Raw genomic sequence first — 22,859 nt, 5'->3', positions numbered from 1 at the left:
AGCCCGCCGGGAAAACCTCTTGGAGGCTTTCCCGGCGGGCTTCGCGCGAATGCGCGGTTATGGAATATACAGGACTTGCCCTTCGCTGACGCTCTGGTCGCTCAGCCGATTGTACAGGGCCAGCTCCCGGGGCTGCAGCTGGTACCGTCCGGCGATGACGTCGAGCGTCTCCTCGCGCTGGACGATGCAGATGCGCACCTTGCGGAACGCGTTATCGTCGTTCGGACGGCCGAAGAACAGGTTCTTCCACTCGATCTCGTCGCCCGAGGATTTGCGGCTTTGCTCGGCTTCGCGCTCCGCGTGCTGTTCCGCGGCCGCCTTCGCCTCCTGCTCGCGCCGGCTGGACTGCAGCAGCGACCGGAAGCTGACGTTGCCGGCGCCCTGCTGGGCCGCCTCCTCCTCCGCGGGCTTGCCGGAGAACGCGACGCGCAGCGGCTTCGGCTCCGCCTCGGCCTCCGGCACGGACACTTCTCCGAACGGATCCGACGCGGCCGGCGGGGCAGGCTGGCGAATCGCCGGTTCGGCTTCTGCTTGAACGAGGACGGCCGGCTCTTCCGCCGGGGCGGACGCGTCCGCAACCGAAGGCGACTGCCATGACGGAGGCGCGGCGGCTTCGGCCGGTACCTCCGCCTCCTCCGGCCGGAATGCTTCGGCGCGTTCGGCTTCTTGGGCGGCTTCCTGACGTTCCGCCTCTTGGCGGGCGGCTTCCCGCAGCGCGGCTTCCCGGCGGACGGCTTCGAACTGCTCGGCCTCCCGGCGGGCCGCCTCCTGACGCGCTTCCTCCTGACGGGCAGTCTCCTCGCGAGCCGCTTCAAGCTGCGCGGCCTCCTGACGGGCCGCCTCTTGGCGCGCTTCTTCCTGGCGTGCTTCTTCCTGACGGGCTTCTTCCTGACGGGCTTCTTCCTGACGGGCTTCTTCTAGGCGAGCGGCCTCGAGCAGCTCCTGCTCCCTCGCGATCGCCGCGCGCGCCAGCGCTTCCCGGGCTTCCTCCGCCTCGGACTGGAACGACGCGTAACGAAGCGCCTCGTCCTCCGCCGCTTCGCGCCGCTGCTCCGGCTGCCAAAACTGCGGCTGCTGCGCGAAGAACGGCGACGACGTAAACGGAATTTCATCTTCCTCGCGGCTGTGCACGACCGTGTACGGCTCTTCCCGCTGCCATTCCCCCTGCGGGTTCGACTGCTCGATTTCGATGCCGAACAACGACAGCACGCCCGTAATGTTGAGCGTCCGCGTGGACAACACGTCCACGTCGAAATTATCGATTTCGACGGAGATGTCGTCCAGACGGTGAATGCGGTTCAACGGCAGCGTGATTTCGACCGGGATCCAGTGCTCCAGCGATTGTTCCGACAGCGGCTGTTCCTCCGACCGGTACACCCCCGTCAGCAGCAAATGCCCCTTCAGCAATACCTGCTCCTCTTGCTGCACGATGCCGATGCGGGGCACGAGCTCGATTTCGTCCAGCTCGTCGATCGCCGCCACTTCGTCGGGCAGATGTACCCGTTCGTAAATATCGAATCGCAAACCGTTTGACTGGCTTGGCACGCTAGTCGTCCTCCTTTCCCCTCCTACACAAGCTAGGCTGCAGCTTTCTGCACTGCAAATACAAGAAAGCCTAAGTTTCCTTACGCTTTGCTTATATTTCGAATGGTTCTTGCCTATTTATCTATATGGCCGGAGGTGGGCAGGCATGACTACGATTTTCACAGGGAAGCCAATCGGCGACGCGCTTCGGCGAACCACGGCGGCTCCGGAGACGTCAGCGCGACGGCTTCGCCGCTCCACGGATGCGCGAAGCGGAGCTCTTCGCCGCGCAGCGCCTGATGCCGCAGCTTGGCGTCGCGTCCGCCGTACAGCGCGTCGCCGACGAGCGGGTGGCCGAGATGGCTCATATGGACGCGGATTTGATGCGTCCGGCCCGTCTCCAGCCACAACCGGACGAGCGCGGCGTCCCTGTAGACTTCCAGCGTCTCGTAATGCGTGACCGCCTGGTCGCCGCCGGGCGCGACGCGGCGCCTGGACGGCTGGTGGCGGTCCTTGCCGATCGGCGCGTCCACGGTGCCGCTCCGGCGCTTCGGCACGCCGTGCACGATGGCGGCGTACTGCCGGCCGATCGCCTTGCCGCGCATCGCCGCGTCCAGCCGCAGCTGCGCCAGCTCGTTGCGCGCGTACAGCACCGGGCCGGCCGTGTCGTCGTCCAGCCGGTGAATATGCTTCGCCGGCTGCAGCTCGCCGGACGTCCATCCCGCGCGGACGGCCGCTTCGTCGAGCGTGCCCCGCTGACCCGGCGCGGACGCGTGCACCGGCATGCCGGCGGGCTTGTCCATGACGAGGCACCAATCGTCGGCATACAGCGCGCGAGCCGCGTCCGAAGCCGGAGCAGCCGCGGCATCCGACGGCGCCTCCTGCGCCAAGCGAAATGCGGCGTCCCGCGCCGGGTCGCCGGGCAAGAACGCCCGCAGCAGGATGCGGTCGCCGTCCATGCGGATGCCGCCGACGGAGAACAAGCGGCCGAGCCATTTCTCCGGAAATAAACCAAGAGCCAGCAGCCATTGCCGCACATGATGCGGATGGCTCCCGGCTTCGATCGGAGAAACGGCGCCGCCTGCGGCTTTCGCGAACGCGGATAGCCGCGCCGCGGACAGCGCCAGCCATTCTCCGTTCCGTTCGTAAGGCAGTGCGGGGTGATCCAAAATCGGTCACGCTCCTTCTCCCGTTAAGTTCGGTTATGCGATCTTGTCTGATGCTCGAATTCGTTACAGCCTGCGAAGCGCTTCGTCGTGCGCCTCGATCGTCGCGTCGATCGCCGCTTCGTCGTGGACGCCCGAGACGAACATGCCTTCGAACTGCGACGGCGCGATGCTCACGCCCAGATCGAGCATGGCGCCGAAATACGCCTTGAACCGTTCCAAATCGGCGGTTTTAGCCGTCTCGTAGTTGATGACGTGCGTCTCCGTGAAGAACGGGCACACCATCGAACCGACGCGGTTGATCGTGCTCGCGACGCCGTGCCGCTCGGCGTTCGCCTCGAAGCCCAGCTGCAGGCGGACGGCCATCCGCTCCAGCCGTTCGTACGTCTCCGGCGTCAGCAGGCTGAGCGTCGTGTAGCCGGCCGCCATCGCGAGCGGGTTGCCGGACAGCGTGCCCGCCTGGTAGATCGGACCGCTCGGCGCCATCATTTCCATGATTTCGCGCTTGCCGCCGTACGCGCCGACGGGCAGGCCGCCGCCGATGACTTTGCCGAGGCAGGTCAGGTCCGGCGTAATGCCGTACAAGCCTTGCGCGCAATGATAATGCACGCGGAAGCCGGTCATGACTTCGTCGAAGATGAGCAGGCTGCCGTACTGCGTCGTCACGTCGCGCAGCCCCTCCAGAAAGCCCGGCAGCGGCGGCACGACGCCCATGTTCCCGGCAACGGGCTCGACGATGACGCAGGCGATCTCCTCGCCGAACCGCTCGAACGCGAACTTGACGGACTCCAGGTCGTTATACGGCACCGTGACCGTATGGGAAGCGACGCTCTCCGGCACGCCCGGGCTGTCCGGCAGCCCCAGCGTCGCGACGCCGGAGCCTGCCTTGATCAGCAGGCTGTCGGCATGGCCGTGGTACGAACCTTCGAATTTCAAAATCTTGCTGCGCTTCGTATAGCCGCGCGCAAGCCGCAGCGCGCTCATGGTCGCTTCCGTGCCGGAGTTGACCATCCGCACCACCTCGACGGACGGCACGCGCTCGCAGACGAGCTCCGCCATGCGCGTCTCCAATTCCGTCGGCGCGCCGAAGCTCGTTCCTTTCTCCGCCGTCGCCTTCACCGCTTCGATGACCGCCGGGTGGGCATGGCCCATAATGAGCGGCCCCCAGGATCCCACGTAGTCGATATAGCTGTTGCCGTCGATGTCAAACACCCGGTACCCTTCCCCGCGCTCCATGTAAACGGGCGTGAGGCCGACGGATTTGAACGCACGGACCGGGGAATTGACGCCGCCCGGGATGACCGTCTTGGCTTGCGCGAACGCGGCCTTGGACCGTTCGTCGGACCGTTTGCGGTTTTTATCAATCATGATAGACACCTGCCTGTCTCGAAAATTGTCGGCTGCCTGGCGGCCGTTCCGCCGCTAGCCGGCCTATTCGCCCTTCAGCCAGCGTGCGGCGTCGAGCGCATGGTAGGTAATAATCAGATCCGCGCCGGCGCGCTTCATGCCCGTCAGCGTCTCCAGCACGATCGCGCGTTCGTCGATCCAGCCGTTCGCCGCCGCCGCTTTGACCATCGAATACTCCGCGCTGACGTTATACGCCACGAGCGGCAGGTCGTACTGCTCCTTCATTAGGCGGATGACGTCCATGTACGCCAGCGCCGGCTTGACCATCAGCATGTCCGCCCCTTCGAGCACGTCGGATTCCGCTTCGCGCAGCGCCTCGCGGACGTTCGCGGGATCCATCTGGTACGACTTGCGGTCGCCGAATTGCGGCGCGGATTGCGCGGCTTCGCGGAATGGTCCGTAGTACGCCGACGCGTACTTCACGGAGTAGGACATGATCGGCACCATCTCGAAGCCCGCCGCGTCCAGTCCTTCGCGGATCGCGCCGACGAAGCCGTCCATCATGTTCGACGGCGCGATGATGTCCGCGCCCGCTTTCGCTTGCGATACCGCCGTCTTGACGAGCAGCTCGAGCGAAGCGTCGTTGTCGACCTCGGCGTTGCCGGTGCGGGGATCATGATGGATCATGCCGCAGTGGCCGTGATCCGTGAATTCGCACAAGCACGTGTCCGCGACGACGAGCAGGTTCGGCGCCCATTCTTTGATCGCGCGCGTCGCCTGCTGCACGATGCCGTCGTCTTCGAACGCCGACGTGCCGATCGCGTCCTTGGTGGCCGGCAAGCCGAACAGCAGCACCGCTTGGATGCCGGACGCCGCGACGGCGTCGATTTCGGCCTTCAGCAGATCGATCGAGAGCTGATACACGCCGGGCATCGAGGAAATCTCGGTTTTCACGTTCTCGCCGTGGGTCACGAAGAGCGGATAGATGAAATCGTCGACGCTGAGACGCGTCTCGCGGACGATGCTGCGCATGGCCGCGGTTCTTCGCAGCCGGCGATGTCTGGTAATCGGAAATGCCATGGTTCAAACGCCTCCTATATCGTAGCGCGCGCGAGGCGGGACTCCGCGATGGCCGCGATGAGCCCGTCGATCGTCGCGTCTTCGGGTTGTATCGTAACGGTTAATCCGGCCTCGGCCGCGGTTTGGGCCGTGACCGGGCCGATGCAGGCGATGTCGACGCCCTTCAGCAGCTCCAACGGCCGTTCTACGCCCATCCGCCGCAGCACTTCCAGCAGGTTCGTCACCGTGGAGGAGCTGGCAAACGTCACGACGTGCACGTTGCCGCTGCGCAGGTGCTCCAGCGCTTCCTCGTCCTGGTCCTGCGCGATGATCGTCTCGTAAACGTCGATTTCGACGGGGTGCAGGCCTTTGGCTCTCAGCTCGCGGGGCAGCACCTCGCGGGCCAGATCGCCGCGCGGGAGCAGCACGCGCTGTCCCGGCCGCAGCCGCTCCTCCAGGCTGGCGAGCAGGTCGTCGGCCTGGAACTTCACCGGCAGCGCGTCGACGAGCAGGCCGCGCCGCTCGAGCGCCTCCGCCGTCTTCGGCCCGACCGCCGCGACGCGCGCGCGGTGAAACCGCCTGATGTCGATCGACAGCGACTTCAGCCAGTCGAAGAAGTAGTCGACGCCGTTCACACTCGTAAACATGAGCCAGTCGTACTGCTCGGCCTCGCCGAGCGCGGCTTCGACCGCGGCGACCGCCGAAGGATCCGCCGGCCGTCTCGTCTCGATGACGGGAAATTCGCACGGTTCGCCCCCGAGCTCCTCGATGCGGTCGCTCAGCTCGCTGCTCTGCGCGCGCGCCCGCGTCACGAGCACGCGCGTGCCGAACAACGGCTTGCGCTCGTACCAGTTCAACTTCTCGCGCTGCAGCACGACGTCGCCGACGACGATGACTGCCGGCGGCTTGAAATCCGCCGCCTTCACGACCGCCTCGATCGTCTCGAGGGTCCCGGTCACGGTCCGCTGTTCGACGCGCGTGCCCCAGCGGACGAGCGCGACGGGCGTATCGGCCGGCTTGCCGTGCTTGATCAGCTGCTCGGCGATGTACCCGACCTTGGCGACGCCCATTAGGAAGACGAGCGTGCCGGTGGCGTGCGTCACCTTGTCCCAATGGATGGAATGGTCGAGCTTGTCTGGACTTTCGTGTCCCGTCACGATCGACACGGACGAGGCCAAATCGCGGTGCGTGACCGGAATGCCCGCGTATGCCGGCACGGCGATCGCGGAGGTGATGCCCGGCACGATCTCGAACTCGACGTCATGCTTCCGAAGCAGCTCCGCTTCCTCGCCGACGCGGCCGAAAATCGTCGGATCGCCGCCCTTCAGGCGGGTGACGACTTTGCCTTCCAACGCCAGATCGACGAGCAGCCGGTTGATGTCCTCCTGCTTCATCGTATGGCGGTCGGGCAGCTTGCCCACGTACACCTTCTCCGCGCCCGGCTTCAGATGGCGAAGCAGCCGCGGACTCGCGAGCCGATCATACACGATCACATCGCACGACTTGATGCATTCCAAGCCTCGAACCGTAATCAGCTTCGGGTCGCCGGGACCCGCTCCCACCAGGTAGACCTTTCCTTTGCCTTTCCCCGTCAGCAAATCGATCATCCCCTCACGTCCGCCAGTATGCGGTCTGCTCCTTTGGCTTTCAATCGATTCGCGGCTTCCACGCCGAGCGCGGCGGGATCTTCCCCGCGAACCGTCTCCTTCAGCAGCACGCTGCCGTCCGGCGAGCCGACGATGCCCGTCAGCTCAAGCACCGGCGCGCCCTCGCCGCCGGACCGAACCAACTTGGCATGCGCGCCGATCGGAATTTGGCAGCCGCCGTTCAACTCCCCGAGGAAGCTGCGCTCCGCGGCGACGGTCAAGGCCGTCTCTTCGTCGTTCAGCAGCGCCAGCAGCGCGCGCACGTCGGCGTCGTCCTCGCGGCACTCGATGCCGAGCGCGCCTTGGCCGACGGCCGGCACGCACAGCTCCTCGGACAGGAAGGACGAAATTTTGCCTTCCCAGCCCATCCGCTGCATGCCGGCCGCGGCCAGCACGATGGCGTCGAAGCCTTCCGTCTCGAGCTTCTTGATGCGGGAGTCGATATTGCCGCGAACGGACTCGATGACCAAATCGGGCCGCGCATGCAGTAGCTGGCTGGAGCGCCGCAGGCTGCTCGTGCCGACCTTCGCGCCCGCCGGCAGCTCTTCGAAGGCCGCGCCGCCGCCGGTGATCAGGCAGTCGCGCGGATCGACGCGCTTCGGCACCGCGCCGTTCACCAACCCTTCCGGCAGCTCGTACGGCATGTCCTTCATGCTATGTACGGCCAGATCAATCTCGCCGTCGAACAGCGCTTGCTCGATTTCCTTGACGAACAGCCCTTTGCCGCCTACCTTGGATAGCGTCACGTCGAGGATCCGGTCGCCCTTCGTTACGATTTTACGGATTTCAAACGCGTACGGCAGCCCGTGCTCCGCGCACAGCGCTTTCAATTGGTCGATGACTTGCCCGGTTTGGGTCAGCGCGAGCGCGCTTTGCCGCGTGCCGACGACGATTACCCGGCGTCCGTCTACGATATATGTCATTGTCCTACCGTCCCCTCTCGGCCGCATCCCGCAGCCTGCTCATCCATTGTTCGATCGTTTCCCCGGCGTTCGCTTCCCCGTCCGCGGGAAGGCTTTCCGCCTCGCGCATCGTTTGTTCCGCCGCGAGCCGCAGCACGGCCGACCGCAGCCCCGCGTCCGCGATTCCGGTTTGCGCCAGCAGACGCAGCTCGTGCAGGCGGCCGACGCTCGCTTCGAACGCCGGCCCGTACTGCCCGGCAAGCCGGCGCCTCAGCAGCGCCGCGAGCACGGGGCTCGCGCCGCCCGTCGTCACGGCAATCACCAGCTCGCCCCGGCGAACAGCCGCCGGGGTCGCGAAGTCTCCTTCGCCGCCGGCATCCGCCGTATTGACGAGCGCGCCGAGGCGCGCCGCGTCGGCCGCGACCCGGCCGTTCAGCAGCCGGTCGTCCGTGGCCGCGAAAAGCAGAAACGCGCCGTCCGCGTCACTCTCCATATATTCCCTTCGTTCCAGCGCAATAGACCCGGAAACGGCCAGCTCCTCGAGCTTGGCCGTCACCCGGGGTGCCACCACGATCAGTTCGCCGGCGCCGCCATCCAGCAGGCCGAGCGTTTTCCGTTCGGCCACGGGACCGCCGCCGACCACGACGCATCGCCGGCCGGTCAGATCCATCATCATCGGATAATACGCCGCCATCGCCGTCGCCTCCCCCGCATTATCGCCGGCGCGGCCGAACTACGACCAGCCGTGAAAATTCGACGCTTGATTCATGAATACGTTCAGGAGCAGCACCGCGTAGCTAATCAGATTGAAGCGCGCGAACTTCCAGCCCGTCCCGTCGAACCATTGATGCTTCATCACGTTCCAGATATACAGGCCGAGCGCGATGAAGGACGTCAGCACCTTCCAGTCGAGGAGCAGACCGTACCGCCCTTCGACCAGGATGGACGTCACCGCGATCGACAGCGAGAGCATCAGAAGCGGAGTCCCGATCAAAGACACGCGGAACATAAACCGGTCCGCCACATCCAGGCTGGGCAGCCGCTGCATCCGCTTGGTCCACTGTTTGCCTTTCAGCCGGGCGAAGAGAAACAGGTACATGCCGGAGAAGATCGCGCTGAACGTGAACGCCGTATACGCGAGAATCATCAGGACGATATGCACGATCAGCATGTCGTGGGCCAGCTCCCACCGGGCCAGCGAAGTCCCCGACCCGATCCGGAACAAATTCAGCGTAAGGACCGCGAACCCGATGACGTTAACGAAGAAGACGATGAATTCCATTCGGAAAAACCGGCTCATCGCGAGCGATACCGTGACGAGCAGCCATGAAAAAATCAGCAAATATTCAAACAGCGTCAAGAGCGTCATATCCAGATGAGATATGATGCGATAGACGAGAAATCCCGTCTGCAGCACCCAGACGAAAATAAGCAGCCCTGTTCCCGCTTGTTTCGCTTGCCGGTTTCGATCGACGAAATCCGAGAAGTAAAACAGGAGGCTCAGGGCGTAAACATAAAGTATACCATCATAGAACCAATTATGTGTAACCATAGCCGCCTCCGCAAACCGCCAGGCTGAATGAGGTCAAAATGCCGGTACCGGACCCGCGCCCAGCTTGGCCATGGATTCTTTGGCTTGCGCCGCTTCCGTACGGACGGACGCTTTCGCGGTCTCGACCTTGCGCTCGGCCTGCTCGACTTCCTCTTCGAGCGCGAATAATTTCACGAACATGTCCATCGCTTGATCGGCCTGCTTCTCGCCGGCCATTTCCTTGATGCGCAGGATCGGATCGTGCATCATTTGGTTTACGATGCTCTTCGTCAGCTTTTGAATGATTTTGAGCTCGCGGTCGCTAAGATCCGGAAGCTTGTTCGCGAGGCTGTCCATCGTTTCGGCGTGGATCGCCGACGCTTTCGTCTGCAGCGCCTGAATGAGCGGCGCGACGCCGAGCGTCTTGTACCATTGGCGAAACGCCTCGATCTCGGCCGCGATCAGCGTTTCGATCTTCGCGGCTTCCTGACGGCGCTGCTCCAGGTTGCTCTCGACGATCCCTTCCAGGTCGTCGATATCGTACAGGAAGACGTTCTCGACGGCGGCGATGGCGGGATCCAAGTCCCGCGGAACCGCGATGTCGATCATGAACAGCGGGCGCGACTTCCGTCTGCGCATCGCCAACTCGACCTGCTCGCGTTTCAGCACGAAACCTTCGGAGCCCGTCGAGCTGATGACAATGTCCGCCTCGTGCAGACGCGCCACGGCATCCTGCATGTTCAGCGGCGTGCCGTTGAACTTGTCCGCGAGCTGAACCGCGCGGTCGTATGTGCGGTTCACGACGAAGACGCGCTGCGCGCCGCTGGCGTACAGATGCTTGGCCGTCAGCTCGCTCATCTTGCCCGCGCCGACGATCATGACCGTCTTGCCACCGAACTGCCCGAAGATCCGCTTGCCGAGCTCGACCGCCGCGTAGCTGACCGAGACGGCCGCTTCCCCGATCGCCGTGTCCGAGTGCGCCTTCTTCGCCAGCGTCACCGCTTGCTTGAAGATCGAATTAAACAGGGTTCCCGTCGTCTTCTGTTCCTGCGCCAGCAGGAAGGCGCTCTTCACTTGGCCCAGAATTTGCGTCTCTCCGATGACCATGGAATCCAACCCGCAGGTTACGCGGAACAGATGCTCGATCGCGCGTTCGTCTTCGTACATATATAAATCCGAGGTGAACTGCTGTCTCGGCGTGCCGAACCATTTCTCCATGAAGCTGCGAATATAGTGGCCGCACAGATGCGGACGATCTACGACGGCGTATAGTTCCGTACGGTTACAGGTCGCGACGATGACACATTCCATGATGCTCTTGGTCTGCTGCAGTTGTTTCAAAGCTTCGGGCAGGTCCCGTTCCGCGAACGTAAACCGTTCCCTCACCTCGACTGGAGCCGTCCGATAATTAAGTCCGACTACGATAATGTGCATGTGCGTTCACCTGCCCTTCTTTCTTGATTTCCATCACTTAGTATAGCACAGTTCGACAAGCCGTACCCCTGCAATTATGAAAATTGTTTGAAATAGCGTCAGCCGTTTTCACGGCATACAAAAAGGCTGCGGAGCGCATCCGCAGCCTTGCGTTTTTTCATCATTATTAACGTTACACAAGCTCCGCTTGCTTCATGTCGGCTTCCATGACTTGAAGTTCGCCCATGCCGCGAACCAGCTTCTTCGCATGCGTGACTTTCGGCTTCAACACGGACATCATGTAGTCGATCGCGAGCTGCGGATCAACCGTTTCTCCACAGGTATAACAGTCAAGAGCGGCGAACCCTCTCTCAGGATACGTGTGAATGGAAAGATGACTTTCAGACAGCAGTACGAGCACCGTTGCGCCTTGTGGTTCAAATTGTTTGGCTTGCACGGACAATACGGTAGCGCCGCATGCTTCGGCCGCCTCTACCATTTGGGCTTGTAAAAACTCCGAGTTGTTCAGCAGGTCAAAATCTACACCCCAAGTATCAACCGCAACGTGTCTTCCGAAAGTTGAGTATTCCATCTTTCGGTTCCCCCTTCCTAGGAATAAAATGTTTTGTAATTTCATCCGCTAGGACCTACGTCATTCACTGCCCGAGGGACTTTCCTCTCGCAACATTACCATGTCCTGAGTGAATCCTGGTTCCTAATAGTTCATTGCAACGAAAATAAAAATACCATCTATCGCCGAGAAATGCAACAGTTTTTTTTGGGCGAAAACCGAACGATGGACGTGGCGCGAACTCCAATTATAAACGTATGTCGCGCGCTTCGATTCTGTGTTCGTCCAACCCGCCCGAAAGCACAAAAAAAGCCGCAATCGCTGCGGCTTTTCCGGTGTGCTTCAGGCTCGCCGTTCACGCTTCCATCATGAACAGCTGCCTGGTATAAGAAGTCAAACGCTCGTCGATAAGGGCGATTTGCGCACGATCGCTGCATTGATTGCGCAGATCCAACAGCTGGTCGATCGCGCCTTGCACAACTTGGATTTCATGTTCGATGTCCATGACCCGAAACGCCGCTTCCAGCTGGCCGATCGTGTCCTTGAACTCAAAAATCACTCTCGCTTCATTGTTTTTGTGTTCAACAATTTTGCGAACATTGCCTTGCACGTAGTGATAGGTCATCGTATAGGTCGGATAAATGCGGTTGACGATCGCATCGCCACGGAACGCCGCTACGGCCTTGCGCATGGCATTCGTCAATTTGGGATGCATGATGCGGCAGGAAAGCAAGCTGACAAACCGGTCTTGCTGACGCTCGAAAGTTAAGCGGACCTCTTCTCGTCCTGCGTCGTCCTCGAGAACCATCTCGTGATTGCCGTTATCCAATACCCGCACTTGATGCTTGACATGCTGGTCTTCGAAAAACCGGACAAATCCCGCCATCTCTTCAGCCGTTAATTGCAGAGAAGCACTCACATACTCGGTGGCTATCCGCTGAGCCATAAAAATCTCCTCAATTCTTTAAAGTAACGCATTTGTAAATCCACTACTTAGGTATATTATAACCGATCGAGGTCTTTTATTCCTGCCGCCCAGCCGCGATATTCTCGCATATTTCAGAAAAATGAAGGAGATTTTACAATGAGTCCGCGCTTTTATGCGTAATCCTCGCTATTCGATCGAAACTTCTTCGGTTTCTGCCGCTTCTTCCTCGCTTTCCGCGATCATCCCTTCCATGACGGCCCACAGCTCGTCGCGGCCGAGTCCCGTCTCGGACGAGAACAGCACGTGGCGGTCCGTCGGACGGAAGCCGAGCGCCTCCTTGACGATCTTGACGTGCTTCGGCCACTGGCTCTTCGGAATCTTGTCCGCCTTCGTCGTGACGACGCAAACCGGGATGCCGTAATGCTTCAGCCAATCGTACATCAGGACGTCGTCCTTCGACGGCGCGTGCCGGATATCGATGATGTGCAGCACCATCTTGAGCGGCTCCCGCTCGCTTAAGTACGTCTCGATCATCTCGCCGAACTGCTGACGCTGCACCTTGGACACCTTGGCATAACCGTAGCCGGGAAAATCGACCAAATACACGCGGTCGTTGACGCGATAGTAATTCAGCTGTTGGGTCTTGCCCGGCTGCGAGCTCGTGCGCGCCAAGCCCTTGCGGTTGATCATGCGGTTGATAAGCGACGACTTGCCGACATTGGAGCGCCCTGCCAGAGCGAACTCCGGCAAGGCGTCGTCGGGGTATTGATTCGGCCTTACAGCGCTGATGACGAATTCCACGTTCGATATTTTCACGAATGAATAACCTGCTTTCTCTTGCTTGCTAATGCGTCTCGACCGGCGCCGGCGCTTCCTGGCCGGTCAAGGCATGGGACAGCACTTCGTCCATCGTCCCGACCGGCACGAATTCCATGTCGGCTTTGATGCTGTCCGGAATGTCGCGGAGATCGCGCTCGTTGTCCTTCGGCAGCAGCACCTTCTTGATGCCCGCGCGGTGCGCGGCGAGGGATTTCTCCTTCAGGCCGCCGATTGGCAGGACGCGGCCGCGCAGCGTGATCTCGCCGGTCATCGCCACTTCCTTGTTCACGTAGCGGTTCGTGAGCGCCGAGATGAGCGCCGTCGCCATCGTGATGCCCGCGGACGGTCCGTCCTTCGGAATGGCGCCTTCCGGAATATGGATGTGTATGTCGTTCTTCTCGTGGAACTGCGGATCGATGCCGAGCTCGTTCGCGCGGGAGCGCGTGTAGCTGAAGGCGGCCTGCGCCGATTCCTTCATGACGTCTCCCAGCTTGCCCGTGAGGGTGAGCTTGCCGCTGCCCGGCAGCACGGTCACTTCGATGATCAGCGTGTCGCCGCCGACTTCCGTCCACGCAAGGCCGGTTACCGCGCCGACCTGATTCTCGATCTCCGCCGTGCCGTAACGGAACTTCGCGGGCCCGAGCCATTCCTTCACCTTCGCGGAATCGACGTCGATCGGCTCTCCGCCGCCCTCGGATACGATCGCTCTCGCCGCCTTCCGGCAAATCGCCGCGATCTGCTGCTCCAGGTTGCGGACGCCCGCTTCGCGGGTATACTCGCGGATGACCTGCAGCAGGCTGGCGTCTCCCATCCGCATCTGGTCCTCCTCGAGCCCGTGCTCCTTCTTCTGCTTCGGCAGCAGGTAGCGGGAGGCGATTTGCAGCTTCTCCAGCTCGGTGTAGCCCGGAATGTAGAGCACCTCCATCCGGTCGAGCAGCGGACGCGGAATGTTGTGGATGGCGTTCGCGGTCGTGACGAACATGACCTTGGACAGGTCGAACGGCACTTCGATGAAGTGGTCGCTGAACGTGTTGTTCTGCTCCGGATCCAGCACCTCGAGCAGCGCGGAAGCCGGATCGCCGCGGAAATCCATCGCCATCTTGTCGATTTCGTCCAGCAGGAAGACCGGATTGAGCGAACCCGCCGTCTTCATGCCTTGGATGATGCGGCCCGGCATCGCGCCGACGTACGTGCGGCGGTGGCCGCGGATTTCCGCTTCATCGCGCACGCCGCCGAGCGAGATGCGGACGAACTGCCGGCCGAGCGACTTCGCGATCGACCGCGCCATGGACGTCTTGCCGACGCCCGGAGGGCCGACGAGGCACAGGATCGGGCCTTTCAGCTTCTTGACCAGCTGCTGGACCGCCAAATATTCCAGCACGCGCTCCTTCGGCTTCTCGAGACCGTAATGATCCTCGTTCAGAATCTCCTCGGCTTTGTTCACGTCCAGGTCGTCCTCGGTCTGCTTGCTCCAAGGAAGGGTAAGTAACCAATCGATATAATTGCGGATGACGCCGCCTTCGGCCGACGTGGACGGCATTTTTTCCAGCCGGTCGATTTCCTTCTCGACCTTCTCCCGGACCTTCTCCGGAATGCCGGATTCGGCCATTTGGGTACGGAGCTCTTCGACTTCTCCGGCTCGTCCTTCTTTCTCCCCGAGTTCCTTCTGGATGGCTTTCATTTGTTCGCGGAGATAGTATTCCTTCTGGGTCTTCTCCATCTGCTTCTTGACGCGCTGGCTGATTTTGCGCTCCAGCTCCAGCACCTCGCGCTCGTTGTTCAAAATATCCAGCAGCCGTTCCAGCCGTTCGCGCACGTCGACGGTCTCCAGAATGTCCTGCTTGTCTTTGATCTTGAGCGACAGATGGCTCGAAATGACGTCCGCGAGCCGGCCGGGCTCGTCGATGTCCGATACCGCGGCCAGCGTCTCGGGCGTCACTTTCTTGGACAGGTTGATATAGTGCTCGAACTGAGTCAGCACCGTGCGCATGAGCGCGTCGATCTCGGGGTCCGTCGACTCCGACTCCGGCAGCTCGCGGATCGTGACTTCATAGAAATCGTCGTTCGGCAAATAGTCGACGATTTCGGCGCGCACGACCCCCTCCACCAGAACCCGGATCGTGCCGTTCGGCAGCTTCAGCATCTGGCGCACTCTCGCCACCGTGCCTACGCGGTAAATGTCCTCTTGGGAAGGTTCTTCGATGTTCACTTCCGATTGGGAACAAAGCAGGATCATATGATCGTCCAGCATGGCCCGGTCGAGCGCGCGCACGGATTTCTCCCGGCCTACGTCCAAATGCAGCACCATGCTAGGATATACAAGAAGCCCCCTTAAGGGAAGCAGGGGCAATCGACGACCTTTCCATTTAGCAGGTCCCATTCCAGCACCTCCGTCGTTGACGATTCGCGTTCACCCTATCGTGACCGAAAACCTCGGGCTTCAATCTTGAAGCCTTTCTCCATTTTATCACTCTACGGAATCCGCCTGCAAATAAGGCAGCCCCGTCGCGATGAACACGTCGGCGGATTGGACCGGCGCCGATGCCGGCGTCTCCATGTATTCCGCCCCGAACACATGACGGAATACCTCTTCGACATGGTCGACCGGGATGACCCGGACGCCCTGAAGATCCGCGAAAATCGCCTGCCAGTTCTCCCGCGGAATGATAACGGTGTCGGCGCCCGCCTGGAAAGCCGCCTCTACCTTCGCCAGCACGCCGCCGACCGGCTTCACGTTGCCGTGGATGCCCATCTCGCCGGTCATGGCCAGCTTGTTGGTGATCGGCTCGCCTTTGATCGCGGAGGCGATCGCCGTTGCCATCGCGATGCCCGCGGAAGGTCCGTCGATCGGCGTGCCGCCCGGGAAGTTGATATGCAGGTCGTAGTTTTCCGGCTTCATGCCCATCCGCCGCAGCACGGTCAGCACGTTCTCGATCGAGCCCTTCGCCATGCTTTTGCGCCGGAGCGTCCGGCTGCTGCCGCCTCCGAGCTCCTCCTCGTCCACGACCCCCGTGATGGTATAGACGCCTTTGCCGGGACGCGCCGCGATCGCGCTGACCTCGATTTCCAGCAAAGTGCCCATATTAGGACCATACACCGCAAGGCCGTTCACGAAACCGACCTGCGGCGAAGCCGGCACTTTCCGGTCCGGACGCGGCGGGATTTGGCTGCTGTTGACGACCCATTCCACGTCCGCCGCCGTGATCGAATCCCGCTTCTCCGACAGCGCCAAGCCGGCGGCGAGCTGGATGACGTTGACCGCTTCGCGGCCGTTCGTCGCGTAGCGCGTCACGACGTCGACCGCCTCCTGCGACGGCGGCAGGCCGATCTTCTTGAGCGCGTTGACCGCGATTTCCGAAATTTCGTCCGGCAGGAGCGGACGGAAATAAATCTCCATGCAGCGGGAACGAAGCGCCGGCGGCAGCTCTTGCGGCGAACGCGTCGTGGCGCCGACCAGCCGGAAATCCGCGGGCAGCCCGTTCTGAAAAATATCGTGAATGTACATCGGAATGTTCGTGTCTTCCGAATTGTAGTACGCGCTCTCCAAATACACCTTGCGGTCTTCCAGTACTTTTAACAATTTATTCATCTGGATCGGATGCAATTCGCCGATTTCATCGATAAACAGCATGCCTCCGTGCGCTTTCGTCACGGCGCCCGGCTTCGGCTGCGGAATGCCCGCCACGCCCATCGCGCCGGCGCCTTGGTAAATCGGGTCGTGCACGGAGCCGATCAACGGATCCGCGATGCCGCGCTCGTCGAATCGGGCGGTCGTCGCGTCGATCTCGGTAAACTTGGCGTCCGCCAAAAACGGGGAGGACGGATTCTTCTTCGCTTCCTCCAGAACGACGCGCGCCGCGGCCGTCTTGCCGACGCCCGGAGGTCCGTATATGATGACATGCTGCGGATTGGCGCTGCACAGCGCGGCCTTCAGCGCGCGCAGGCCGTCCCGTTGGCCGACGATGTCGTTGATCGTCTGCGGGCGCGTCTTCTCCGACAACGGCTTCGTCAGCGACACGGAGCGCAGCTTGCGCAGCTTATCCATCTCCTTGCGCGACTCCCGGTCGACCGCCGTCCGATTCGTCTTCTGATTGCGCAGCAAGTTCCAGAAATACAAGCCGATCACGATCGCGAAAAACACTTGAATGAACATCAGAACCACACTTAAACTCATATGCGTTTACTCCTCCCGTTACAGAAAGGACAGCTCTGCCGTTCTTCCCGTACCTAAAAAAATCCGGCCTCTACAGGGCGTATACTGTTCAGTATTGCCCCCGGCCGGATGGAATAATCGCGCTATTGCACTAAAGTTTGATGGTTAGACGCCTACTTGCGCTCCCGGATGATGCTTGCGGCCGGGGATTTCGCCCGTCGCTTCGAAGACGCGGACGATTTCGTCGATTTCCTTCTTCAGCTCGGCCAGCATCTCGGATTCCGGCACCTTCCGGATCATTTCCCCGTACCGGAAGAGCATGCCTTCGCCGCGCGCGCCCGCGATGCCGATGTCGGCTTCGCGCGCTTCGCCCGGACCGTTAACCGCGCAGCCCAGCACCGATACTTTGATCGGCACTTTAATCTTGCTGATGTAGTCCTCGACTTCGTTGGCGATCGAGAAGAGGTCGATGTCGAGGCGCCCGCAGGTCGGGCAGGACACGAGCGTCGCGGCGTTCGTGATCAGACCGAACGTCTTCAGCAGTTCGCGCGCAACCTTCACTTCCTCGACCGGGTCGGCGCTCAGGCTGATGCGCACCGTATTGCCGATCCCCATGGCAAGCAGCGCGCCGATGCCCGCGGAGCTCTTGATCGTGCCGGAATGCAGCGTCCCCGCTTCCGTAATCCCCAGATGCAGCGGATAACGGATTTGTTCGGCCGCCATGCGGTAAGCCGCGATGGCCATCGGCACGTCGGACGCTTTCAGCGAGACGATGATGTCGTGGAAATCCAGCTCCTCCAGGATGCCGATATGGAAGAGCGCGCTCTCGACCATCGCTTCGGGCGTCGGGTAGCCGTACTTCTCGAGCAGGTGATTCTCCAGCGAGCCGGCGTTGACGCCGATCCGGATCGGAATGTTCCTTTCCTTGCACGCCTTGACGACCGCTTCGACTTTCTCGCGGCGGCCGATATTGCCCGGGTTGATCCGCACCTTGTCGACGCCGTTCTCGATGGCGGCCAGCGCCAGCCGGTAATCGAAATGAATGTCCGCGACGAGCGGGATATGAATCCGTTTCTTGATTTCCTTGATCGCTTCGGCCGCTTCCTTGTTGTTGACGGTAACGCGGACGATTTGGCAGCCGGCTTCCTCAAGACGCAAAATCTCGGCGACGGTCGCTTCGACGTCCGCCGTCTTCGTCGTGCACATGCTCTGGATGATGACCTCGTCGCTGCCGCCGATCGTCAGCGGACCGACTTTGACCGGAACCGTATCCTTGCGCAAATACATAGTGGTAACCTCTCCCATGAACGTCAAAGTTCCACCCCTGCAAACCGCGCAAAAACAGCGGCAGGCAGAGGTGGAAACGTTTGAAGTGTTATTTAGTGGATCAGGCGCTTTCTTCCTTCTTCTTGCCCTTCTTGGACACCAGCTCCGGCATGATCCGGTCCTGCACGACCTTCTCCGTGATCAGGCAGTTGCTGACGTCGTCGCGCGACGGCACTTCGTACATCACGTCGAGCATCAAGCCCTCGATGATCGCGCGAAGTCCGCGGGCGCCGGTATTGCGCTTGATCGCTTCCTTGGCGATCGCCTCGAGCGCGCCCATCTCGAACTCCAGCTTCACGTTGTCCATCTCGAGCAGCTTCTGATACTGCTTCACGAGCGCGTTTTTCGGCTCGGAGAGAATGCGGACAAGCGCGCCTTCGTCAAGCGGCTCCAGCGTCGAGATGACCGGTAGACGGCCGACGAATTCCGGGATGAGCCCGAATTTCAGCAAGTCCTCCGGCAGTACCATCGACAGGTATTCGCCTGCTTTCAGGTCCTTCTGTCCGTCGCCGGACGCGTTGAACCCGATCACTTTTTTGCCGATCCGGCGTTTGATCAGCTGCTCCAAACCGTCGAACGCCCCGCCGCAAATGAACAGGATGTTCGTCGTGTCGATCTGGATGAATTCTTGATGCGGATGCTTGCGCCCGCCTTGCGGCGGAACGGATGCGACCGTGCCTTCGAGGATCTTGAGCAGCGCCTGCTGCACGCCTTCGCCCGACACGTCGCGCGTAATCGAAGGGTTCTCCGATTTGCGCGCCACTTTATCGATTTCGTCGATGTAGATAATGCCGCGTTCGGCTTTCTCTACGTCGTAGTCGGCTGCTTGGATGAGCTTCAGCAGGATGTTCTCGACGTCCTCGCCCACGTAGCCCGCTTCGGTAAGCGAGGTGGCGTCCGCGATCGCGAACGGAACGTTCAGGATCTTCGCCATCGTCTGCGCGAGCAGCGTCTTGCCGGAGCCCGTCGGGCCGACGAGCAAAATGTTGCTCTTCTGAAGCTCGACGTCTTCCAGCTTGTTCTGCGAATTCACGCGCTTGTAATGGTTATACACCGCGACGGAGAGCGATTTTTTCGCCTGCTCCTGGCCGATGACGTACGAATCCAAAATGTTGCGGATGTCGCGCGGCTTCGGAATGTCCTTCAGATCGAGCTCTTCCTCATGGCCGAGCTCTTCCTCGACGATTTCGGTGCACAGTTCGATGCATTCATCGCATATATAAACGCCCGGTCCGGCCACGAGCTTGCGCACTTGATCCTGCGACTTGCCGCAGAACGAGCATTTCAATTGGCCTTTTTCGTCGTTGAATTTAAACATGGATTTCACCCCTTCTTGTTGGTTCGACTGTATGGAGAAGCTTACAGGGACGTAACGACTTTATCGATCAGGCCGTATTGCAAGGCATCTTCGGCGCTCATGAAATTGTCGCGATCCGTATCGCGGTCGATACGTTCGTACGGCTGGCCCGTACGGTCCGCCAAGATCTGGTTCAGCTTCTTCTTCGTCTTCAAGATCCAGTCCGCGTGGATGGCGATATCGGAAGCTTGACCGCGCACCCCGCCAAGCGGCTGATGAATCATGACTTCGCTGTTCGGCAGCGCGAACCGCTTGCCTTTGGCGCCGGCCGTGAGCAGGAGCGAGCCCATGCTGGCGGCGAGCCCGACGCAAATCGTCGACACATCCGGCTTAATAAACTGCATCGTATCGTAAATACCCATTCCCGCAGTTACGGAACCGCCCGGTGAGTTAATGTACAGATGAATGTCCTTCTCCGGATCGTCAGCCGCGAGGAACAGCAGCTGCGCGATGACGGCATTGGCTACGTCGTCGTCGATCGCACTACCCAGAAAAATTATCCGATCCTTCAAAAGACGGGAGTAAATATCGTAAGAACGCTCTCCCCGATTCGTTTGCTCAACGACCATAGGTACCAGATTCATGCGACCAACCTTCTTTCGTTATCGACTTGTAAAGCACTTCTTATTCTAACATGTTCCGAATGCAATGTCATTTTTCTGAATACTACATTATACGATACGGGCAAATACATATGTACGTGACTGTTCCCGCGCGCGCCGAAAAGCCGCGCTGAGGATAAAATAAGGCACGTATGAACGTGCCTTATCCTGATATTGAGGTTCAGTTGTAATGCCGATTAGGCAACGACCGTTTCCGTCTTGCTGTTGTCCAGCAGGAACTTGATCGTTTTGCGAAGCACGAGGTCTTCCTTGATGTTGTCGAGGTTGCCGTTGGCTTCGAAGATCTCGCGCAGCTCGGCTGCCGGGCGGTTGTACTGCTTCGACAGGTTCTCGAGCTCTTCGTTCAGATCCTCGTCGTTCGCCGCGATGCCTTCGTTCTTCGCGATTTGCTCCAGCACCAGGTTGTTCAGGACGCGCTTCTCGGCGTCGCCGCGCATTTGGCCGCGAAGAGCCGCTTCGTCTTGGCCGGAGAACTGGTAGTACAGCTCCAGGTTCATGCCCTGCATGCGCAGGCGGTTCTCGAAGTCGCGCAGCATGAACGTCGTCTCGGATTCGATCATCGCTTCCGGAATTTCGACGGTTGCACCGGCTGCCGCTTTGTCCACGACGGCCGCTTCGCGCGCGGATTCGTTTTCTTTCGTTTTGCGCTCGGCCAGCTTCGTCTTCAGGTCGGCCTTGTACTCGTCAAGCGTATCGAACTCGCTGACGTCCTTCGCGAACTCGTCGTCCAGGGCCGGCAGGTTTTTGCGCTTGATCTCGTGCACTTTCACTTTGAAGACCGCAAGCTTGCCCGCGAGGTTCTCGGCGTGGTAAGTCTCCGGGAACGTGACTTCGATGTCCTTGAAGTCGCCCGTCTGCATGCCGACGACCTGCTCTTCGAAGCCCGGGATGAACGAACCGGAGCCCAGCTCCAGGGAGTGGCGCTCGCTCTTGCCGCCTTCGAACGCTTCGCCGTCCACGTAGCCGTCGAAATCGATGACCGCGATGTCGCCGTTCTCGGCCGCGCCCTCTTCGAGGACGGTCAGCTCGGCATGGCGCTGCTGCAGGCGGTTAAGCTCCGCCGCGACTTCTTCGTCCGTGACTTCCGCTTCGGCCGCAGGCACTTCCAGGCCTTTGTATTCGCCGAGCTCGACTTCGGGCTTGACGGTTACTTTGGCGGTGTACTTGAACGTTTCGCCTTTGGCGAACTGCTGCACGTCGATTTCCGGACGGTCGACAGGGAAGATGCCCGTCTCTTTCACGGCCGCCGAGTAGGAATCCGGAAGCAGGATGTCGATCGCGTCTTGGTACAGGCTCTCGATGCCGAAACGCGCTTCGAAAATGCCGCGCGGCACTTTGCCTTTGCGGAAGCCGGGAACGTTCACTTTTTGAACGACCTTTTTGAATGCTTTGTCGATCGCTTCGTTAACTTGCCCCGCCTCGACCTCGACGTTGATCGAGACGAGATTCTTGTCTATCTTTTCCCAAGTTGCTGTCATGTTATGCTTTCCCCTCCAAATTAAATAACGCTTCTGCGTCAGATCTTACCCGTAATAAACCATTCTATTATACTCTACATCAAGCGGGATTTCAAGACTTGTCCCCGCCTTCCTCCAGCCGCAGCTGGACCGTCTGGCGAAGGGTCCGGCACGCCTGCTCGTAACGAAAGCGAAGCGCGTCCGTGATGCCGTAGGTTTCCCGGATGTCGTCGTCGTCGGCCCGTCCGTAGAGCGACAATTCCAGTACCTGATGCAGCGCCGCGGCAAAACAGTCGACCGTCTCGTCGTCGTCGCCGCGCAGCCTTTCGTACGCCGTGGTGCCGTAGATGCACTGCAGGCATTCCTTCCACAGCTCGCGGGCGAAATGGGGCATCGACGCTTCGACGACTTCGGTCACGGACTCCACGCGCTCGGCGACCCGGACCGCCACCGGAGGAAACTCGTCCAAGGAAAGCGGCGTCTCTTCGATCTCCAGCTCCGCGAATTCGCCCATCCGCTCCAAGCCGACGGTGCCGGTCACGCCGCGCTTCTTCAAGCATTGCAGTGCCTTGAATTGCAGCTCCGGATGCAGCTCGGTGCCCGTCAGCCAGGTCAAGATCTCTTCGTCCACGCCGGGATGCGTCAAGTACGCCGCGCGTTCGAGGGCGAGCAGCTGCTGGTCCGCGACGGGATGGTGCTTCATGACGTAGAGCACCTGCTGCACGTAATCCTCGTCGTAATCGTTCGGGCTTAAAGCTTGCTCGCGTATGGTATCTTCGTTTTCTTCGTCTTCTATGTAGGATGGATTGCCGTTTCCTTTGCCTTCGTACCCGGGAAAGGCGACGTCGAGCCAGTTGAGCAGGTTGCTCCACTCGTCGTAATGCCGTTTCTCCTCGCCCTGGCAATGCAGCAGGAACCGCAGAAGCTCCTTGGCTTCGCCGTACTGCTCCGATTCCAGCAGCCGGGTCAGCTGATTTTGGTATTGGTCGAGCATGTTCGGAAACAAATACACGTTCTCTCTATTTTCATCGGGGGTA

19 protein-coding genes are annotated in these 22,859 nt (G+C 60.7%); all 19 read right to left on the bottom strand.

Features of this window, described 5'->3' with window-relative positions; genetic code table 11:
* Positions 1-57: 57 nt before the first annotated feature.
* The gene (locus tag I8J29_RS14785; RefSeq protein ID WP_208848340.1) at positions 58-1,545 is read right to left on the bottom strand and encodes a LysM peptidoglycan-binding domain-containing protein; all 1,488 of its coding nucleotides are present in this window, start codon (positions 1,543-1,545) and stop codon (positions 58-60) included.
* Between the two features lie 158 nt (positions 1,546-1,703).
* Entirely contained in the window at positions 1,704-2,693 is a 990-nt protein-coding gene (locus I8J29_RS14780; RefSeq protein ID WP_240546205.1) for an RluA family pseudouridine synthase, read from the bottom strand.
* Positions 2,694-2,756: 63 nt separating this feature from the next.
* Entirely contained in the window at positions 2,757-4,058 is a 1,302-nt protein-coding gene (hemL, locus tag I8J29_RS14775; protein WP_208848339.1) for a glutamate-1-semialdehyde 2,1-aminomutase, read from the bottom strand.
* A 63-nt stretch (positions 4,059-4,121) separates the two neighbouring features.
* Positions 4,122-5,117: a porphobilinogen synthase gene (gene hemB, locus I8J29_RS14770; protein ID WP_208848338.1), complete on the bottom strand. Its 996-nt coding sequence runs from the start codon at positions 5,115-5,117 to the stop codon at positions 4,122-4,124.
* A gap of 14 nt (positions 5,118-5,131) precedes the next feature.
* Entirely contained in the window at positions 5,132-6,703 is a 1,572-nt protein-coding gene (gene cobA, locus I8J29_RS14765; RefSeq protein WP_208848337.1) for a uroporphyrinogen-III C-methyltransferase, read from the bottom strand.
* Complete coding sequence (gene hemC / locus I8J29_RS14760) at positions 6,700-7,665, bottom strand: hydroxymethylbilane synthase (protein ID WP_208848336.1); 966 nt, start codon at positions 7,663-7,665, stop codon at positions 6,700-6,702. The genes cobA and hemC overlap by 4 nt, the downstream gene beginning before the upstream one ends.
* A 4-nt stretch (positions 7,666-7,669) precedes the next feature.
* Positions 7,670-8,338 carry a precorrin-2 dehydrogenase/sirohydrochlorin ferrochelatase family protein gene (locus I8J29_RS14755; RefSeq protein WP_208848335.1) on the bottom strand — a complete coding sequence of 223 codons (669 nt, stop codon included), beginning with the start codon at positions 8,336-8,338 and terminating at the stop codon, positions 7,670-7,672.
* 39 nt (positions 8,339-8,377) lie between these two features.
* Complete coding sequence (gene ccsA / locus I8J29_RS14750; protein ID WP_208848334.1) at positions 8,378-9,196, bottom strand: cytochrome c biogenesis protein CcsA; 819 nt, start codon at positions 9,194-9,196, stop codon at positions 8,378-8,380.
* Positions 9,197-9,229: 33 nt separating this feature from the next.
* Entirely contained in the window at positions 9,230-10,609 is a 1,380-nt protein-coding gene (gene hemA / locus I8J29_RS14745) for a glutamyl-tRNA reductase (protein WP_208848333.1), read from the bottom strand.
* Between the two features lie 172 nt (positions 10,610-10,781).
* On the bottom strand, positions 10,782-11,180 hold the full coding sequence (gene speD / locus I8J29_RS14740) for an adenosylmethionine decarboxylase (protein WP_208848332.1): 399 nt from the start codon (positions 11,178-11,180) through the stop codon (positions 10,782-10,784).
* A 334-nt stretch (positions 11,181-11,514) separates the two neighbouring features.
* On the bottom strand, positions 11,515-12,105 hold the full coding sequence (locus tag I8J29_RS14735; protein WP_208848331.1) for a non-ribosomal peptide synthetase module: 591 nt from the start codon (positions 12,103-12,105) through the stop codon (positions 11,515-11,517).
* 168 nt (positions 12,106-12,273) lie between these two features.
* Complete coding sequence (gene yihA / locus I8J29_RS14730; protein ID WP_208848330.1) at positions 12,274-12,903, bottom strand: ribosome biogenesis GTP-binding protein YihA/YsxC; 630 nt, start codon at positions 12,901-12,903, stop codon at positions 12,274-12,276.
* A gap of 28 nt (positions 12,904-12,931) precedes the next feature.
* Positions 12,932-15,286 carry an endopeptidase La gene (gene lon / locus I8J29_RS14725; protein WP_208848329.1) on the bottom strand — a complete coding sequence of 785 codons (2,355 nt, stop codon included), beginning with the start codon at positions 15,284-15,286 and terminating at the stop codon, positions 12,932-12,934.
* Between the two features lie 87 nt (positions 15,287-15,373).
* Positions 15,374-17,080: an ATP-dependent protease LonB gene (gene lonB, locus I8J29_RS14720; protein WP_208848328.1), complete on the bottom strand. Its 1,707-nt coding sequence runs from the start codon at positions 17,078-17,080 to the stop codon at positions 15,374-15,376.
* Positions 17,081-17,224: 144 nt separating this feature from the next.
* Positions 17,225-18,346, bottom strand: a complete 1,122-nt coding sequence (gene ispG, locus I8J29_RS14715; RefSeq protein ID WP_090641726.1) for a flavodoxin-dependent (E)-4-hydroxy-3-methylbut-2-enyl-diphosphate synthase — start codon at positions 18,344-18,346, stop codon at positions 17,225-17,227.
* 100 nt (positions 18,347-18,446) lie between these two features.
* On the bottom strand, positions 18,447-19,703 hold the full coding sequence (gene clpX / locus I8J29_RS14710; RefSeq protein ID WP_090641727.1) for an ATP-dependent protease ATP-binding subunit ClpX: 1,257 nt from the start codon (positions 19,701-19,703) through the stop codon (positions 18,447-18,449).
* Between the two features lie 41 nt (positions 19,704-19,744).
* Entirely contained in the window at positions 19,745-20,326 is a 582-nt protein-coding gene (clpP, locus tag I8J29_RS14705; protein ID WP_090641728.1) for an ATP-dependent Clp endopeptidase proteolytic subunit ClpP, read from the bottom strand.
* Between the two features lie 215 nt (positions 20,327-20,541).
* Positions 20,542-21,843 (bottom strand): trigger factor, encoded by a 1,302-nt coding sequence (gene tig, locus I8J29_RS14700; RefSeq protein ID WP_090641729.1) that lies wholly within the window; start codon positions 21,841-21,843, stop codon positions 20,542-20,544.
* Positions 21,844-21,934: 91 nt separating this feature from the next.
* Entirely contained in the window at positions 21,935-22,834 is a 900-nt protein-coding gene (locus I8J29_RS14695) for a hypothetical protein (protein ID WP_338113166.1), read from the bottom strand.
* Positions 22,835-22,859: the final 25 nt, after the last annotated feature.

Source organism: Paenibacillus artemisiicola, from assembly GCF_017652985.1.
GTDB classification, from domain to species: domain Bacteria; phylum Bacillota; class Bacilli; order Paenibacillales; family Paenibacillaceae; genus Paenibacillus_Z; species Paenibacillus_Z artemisiicola.
The sequence above is the reverse complement of the archived record's forward strand: the minus strand, read 5'-3'. Positions and strand labels throughout refer to the sequence as shown.

What these genes read in the sequence shown, in the direction of transcription:
- clpX (WP_090641727.1), bottom strand. Translation starts at nt 19,703, where the DNA reads ATGTTTAAATTCAACGACGAAAAAGGCCAATTGAAATGCTCGTTCTGC.
- clpP (WP_090641728.1), bottom strand. Translation starts at nt 20,326, where the DNA reads ATGAATCTGGTACCTATGGTCGTTGAGCAAACGAATCGGGGAGAGCGT.
- I8J29_RS14755 (WP_208848335.1), bottom strand. Translation starts at nt 8,338, where the DNA reads ATGGCGGCGTATTATCCGATGATGATGGATCTGACCGGCCGGCGATGC.
- I8J29_RS14735 (WP_208848331.1), bottom strand. Translation starts at nt 12,105, where the DNA reads ATGGCTCAGCGGATAGCCACCGAGTATGTGAGTGCTTCTCTGCAATTA.
- hemL (WP_208848339.1), bottom strand. Translation starts at nt 4,058, where the DNA reads ATGATTGATAAAAACCGCAAACGGTCCGACGAACGGTCCAAGGCCGCG.
- ccsA (WP_208848334.1), bottom strand. Translation starts at nt 9,196, where the DNA reads ATGGTTACACATAATTGGTTCTATGATGGTATACTTTATGTTTACGCC.
- ispG (WP_090641726.1), bottom strand. Translation starts at nt 18,346, where the DNA reads ATGTATTTGCGCAAGGATACGGTTCCGGTCAAAGTCGGTCCGCTGACG.
- hemC (WP_208848336.1), bottom strand. Translation starts at nt 7,665, where the DNA reads ATGACATATATCGTAGACGGACGCCGGGTAATCGTCGTCGGCACGCGG.
- cobA (WP_208848337.1), bottom strand. Translation starts at nt 6,703, where the DNA reads ATGATCGATTTGCTGACGGGGAAAGGCAAAGGAAAGGTCTACCTGGTG.
- hemA (WP_208848333.1), bottom strand. Translation starts at nt 10,609, where the DNA reads ATGCACATTATCGTAGTCGGACTTAATTATCGGACGGCTCCAGTCGAG.
- speD (WP_208848332.1), bottom strand. Translation starts at nt 11,180, where the DNA reads ATGGAATACTCAACTTTCGGAAGACACGTTGCGGTTGATACTTGGGGT.
- tig (WP_090641729.1), bottom strand. Translation starts at nt 21,843, where the DNA reads ATGACAGCAACTTGGGAAAAGATAGACAAGAATCTCGTCTCGATCAAC.
- lon (WP_208848329.1), bottom strand. Translation starts at nt 15,286, where the DNA reads ATGGGACCTGCTAAATGGAAAGGTCGTCGATTGCCCCTGCTTCCCTTA.
- lonB (WP_208848328.1), bottom strand. Translation starts at nt 17,080, where the DNA reads ATGAGTTTAAGTGTGGTTCTGATGTTCATTCAAGTGTTTTTCGCGATC.
- hemB (WP_208848338.1), bottom strand. Translation starts at nt 5,117, where the DNA reads ATGGCATTTCCGATTACCAGACATCGCCGGCTGCGAAGAACCGCGGCC.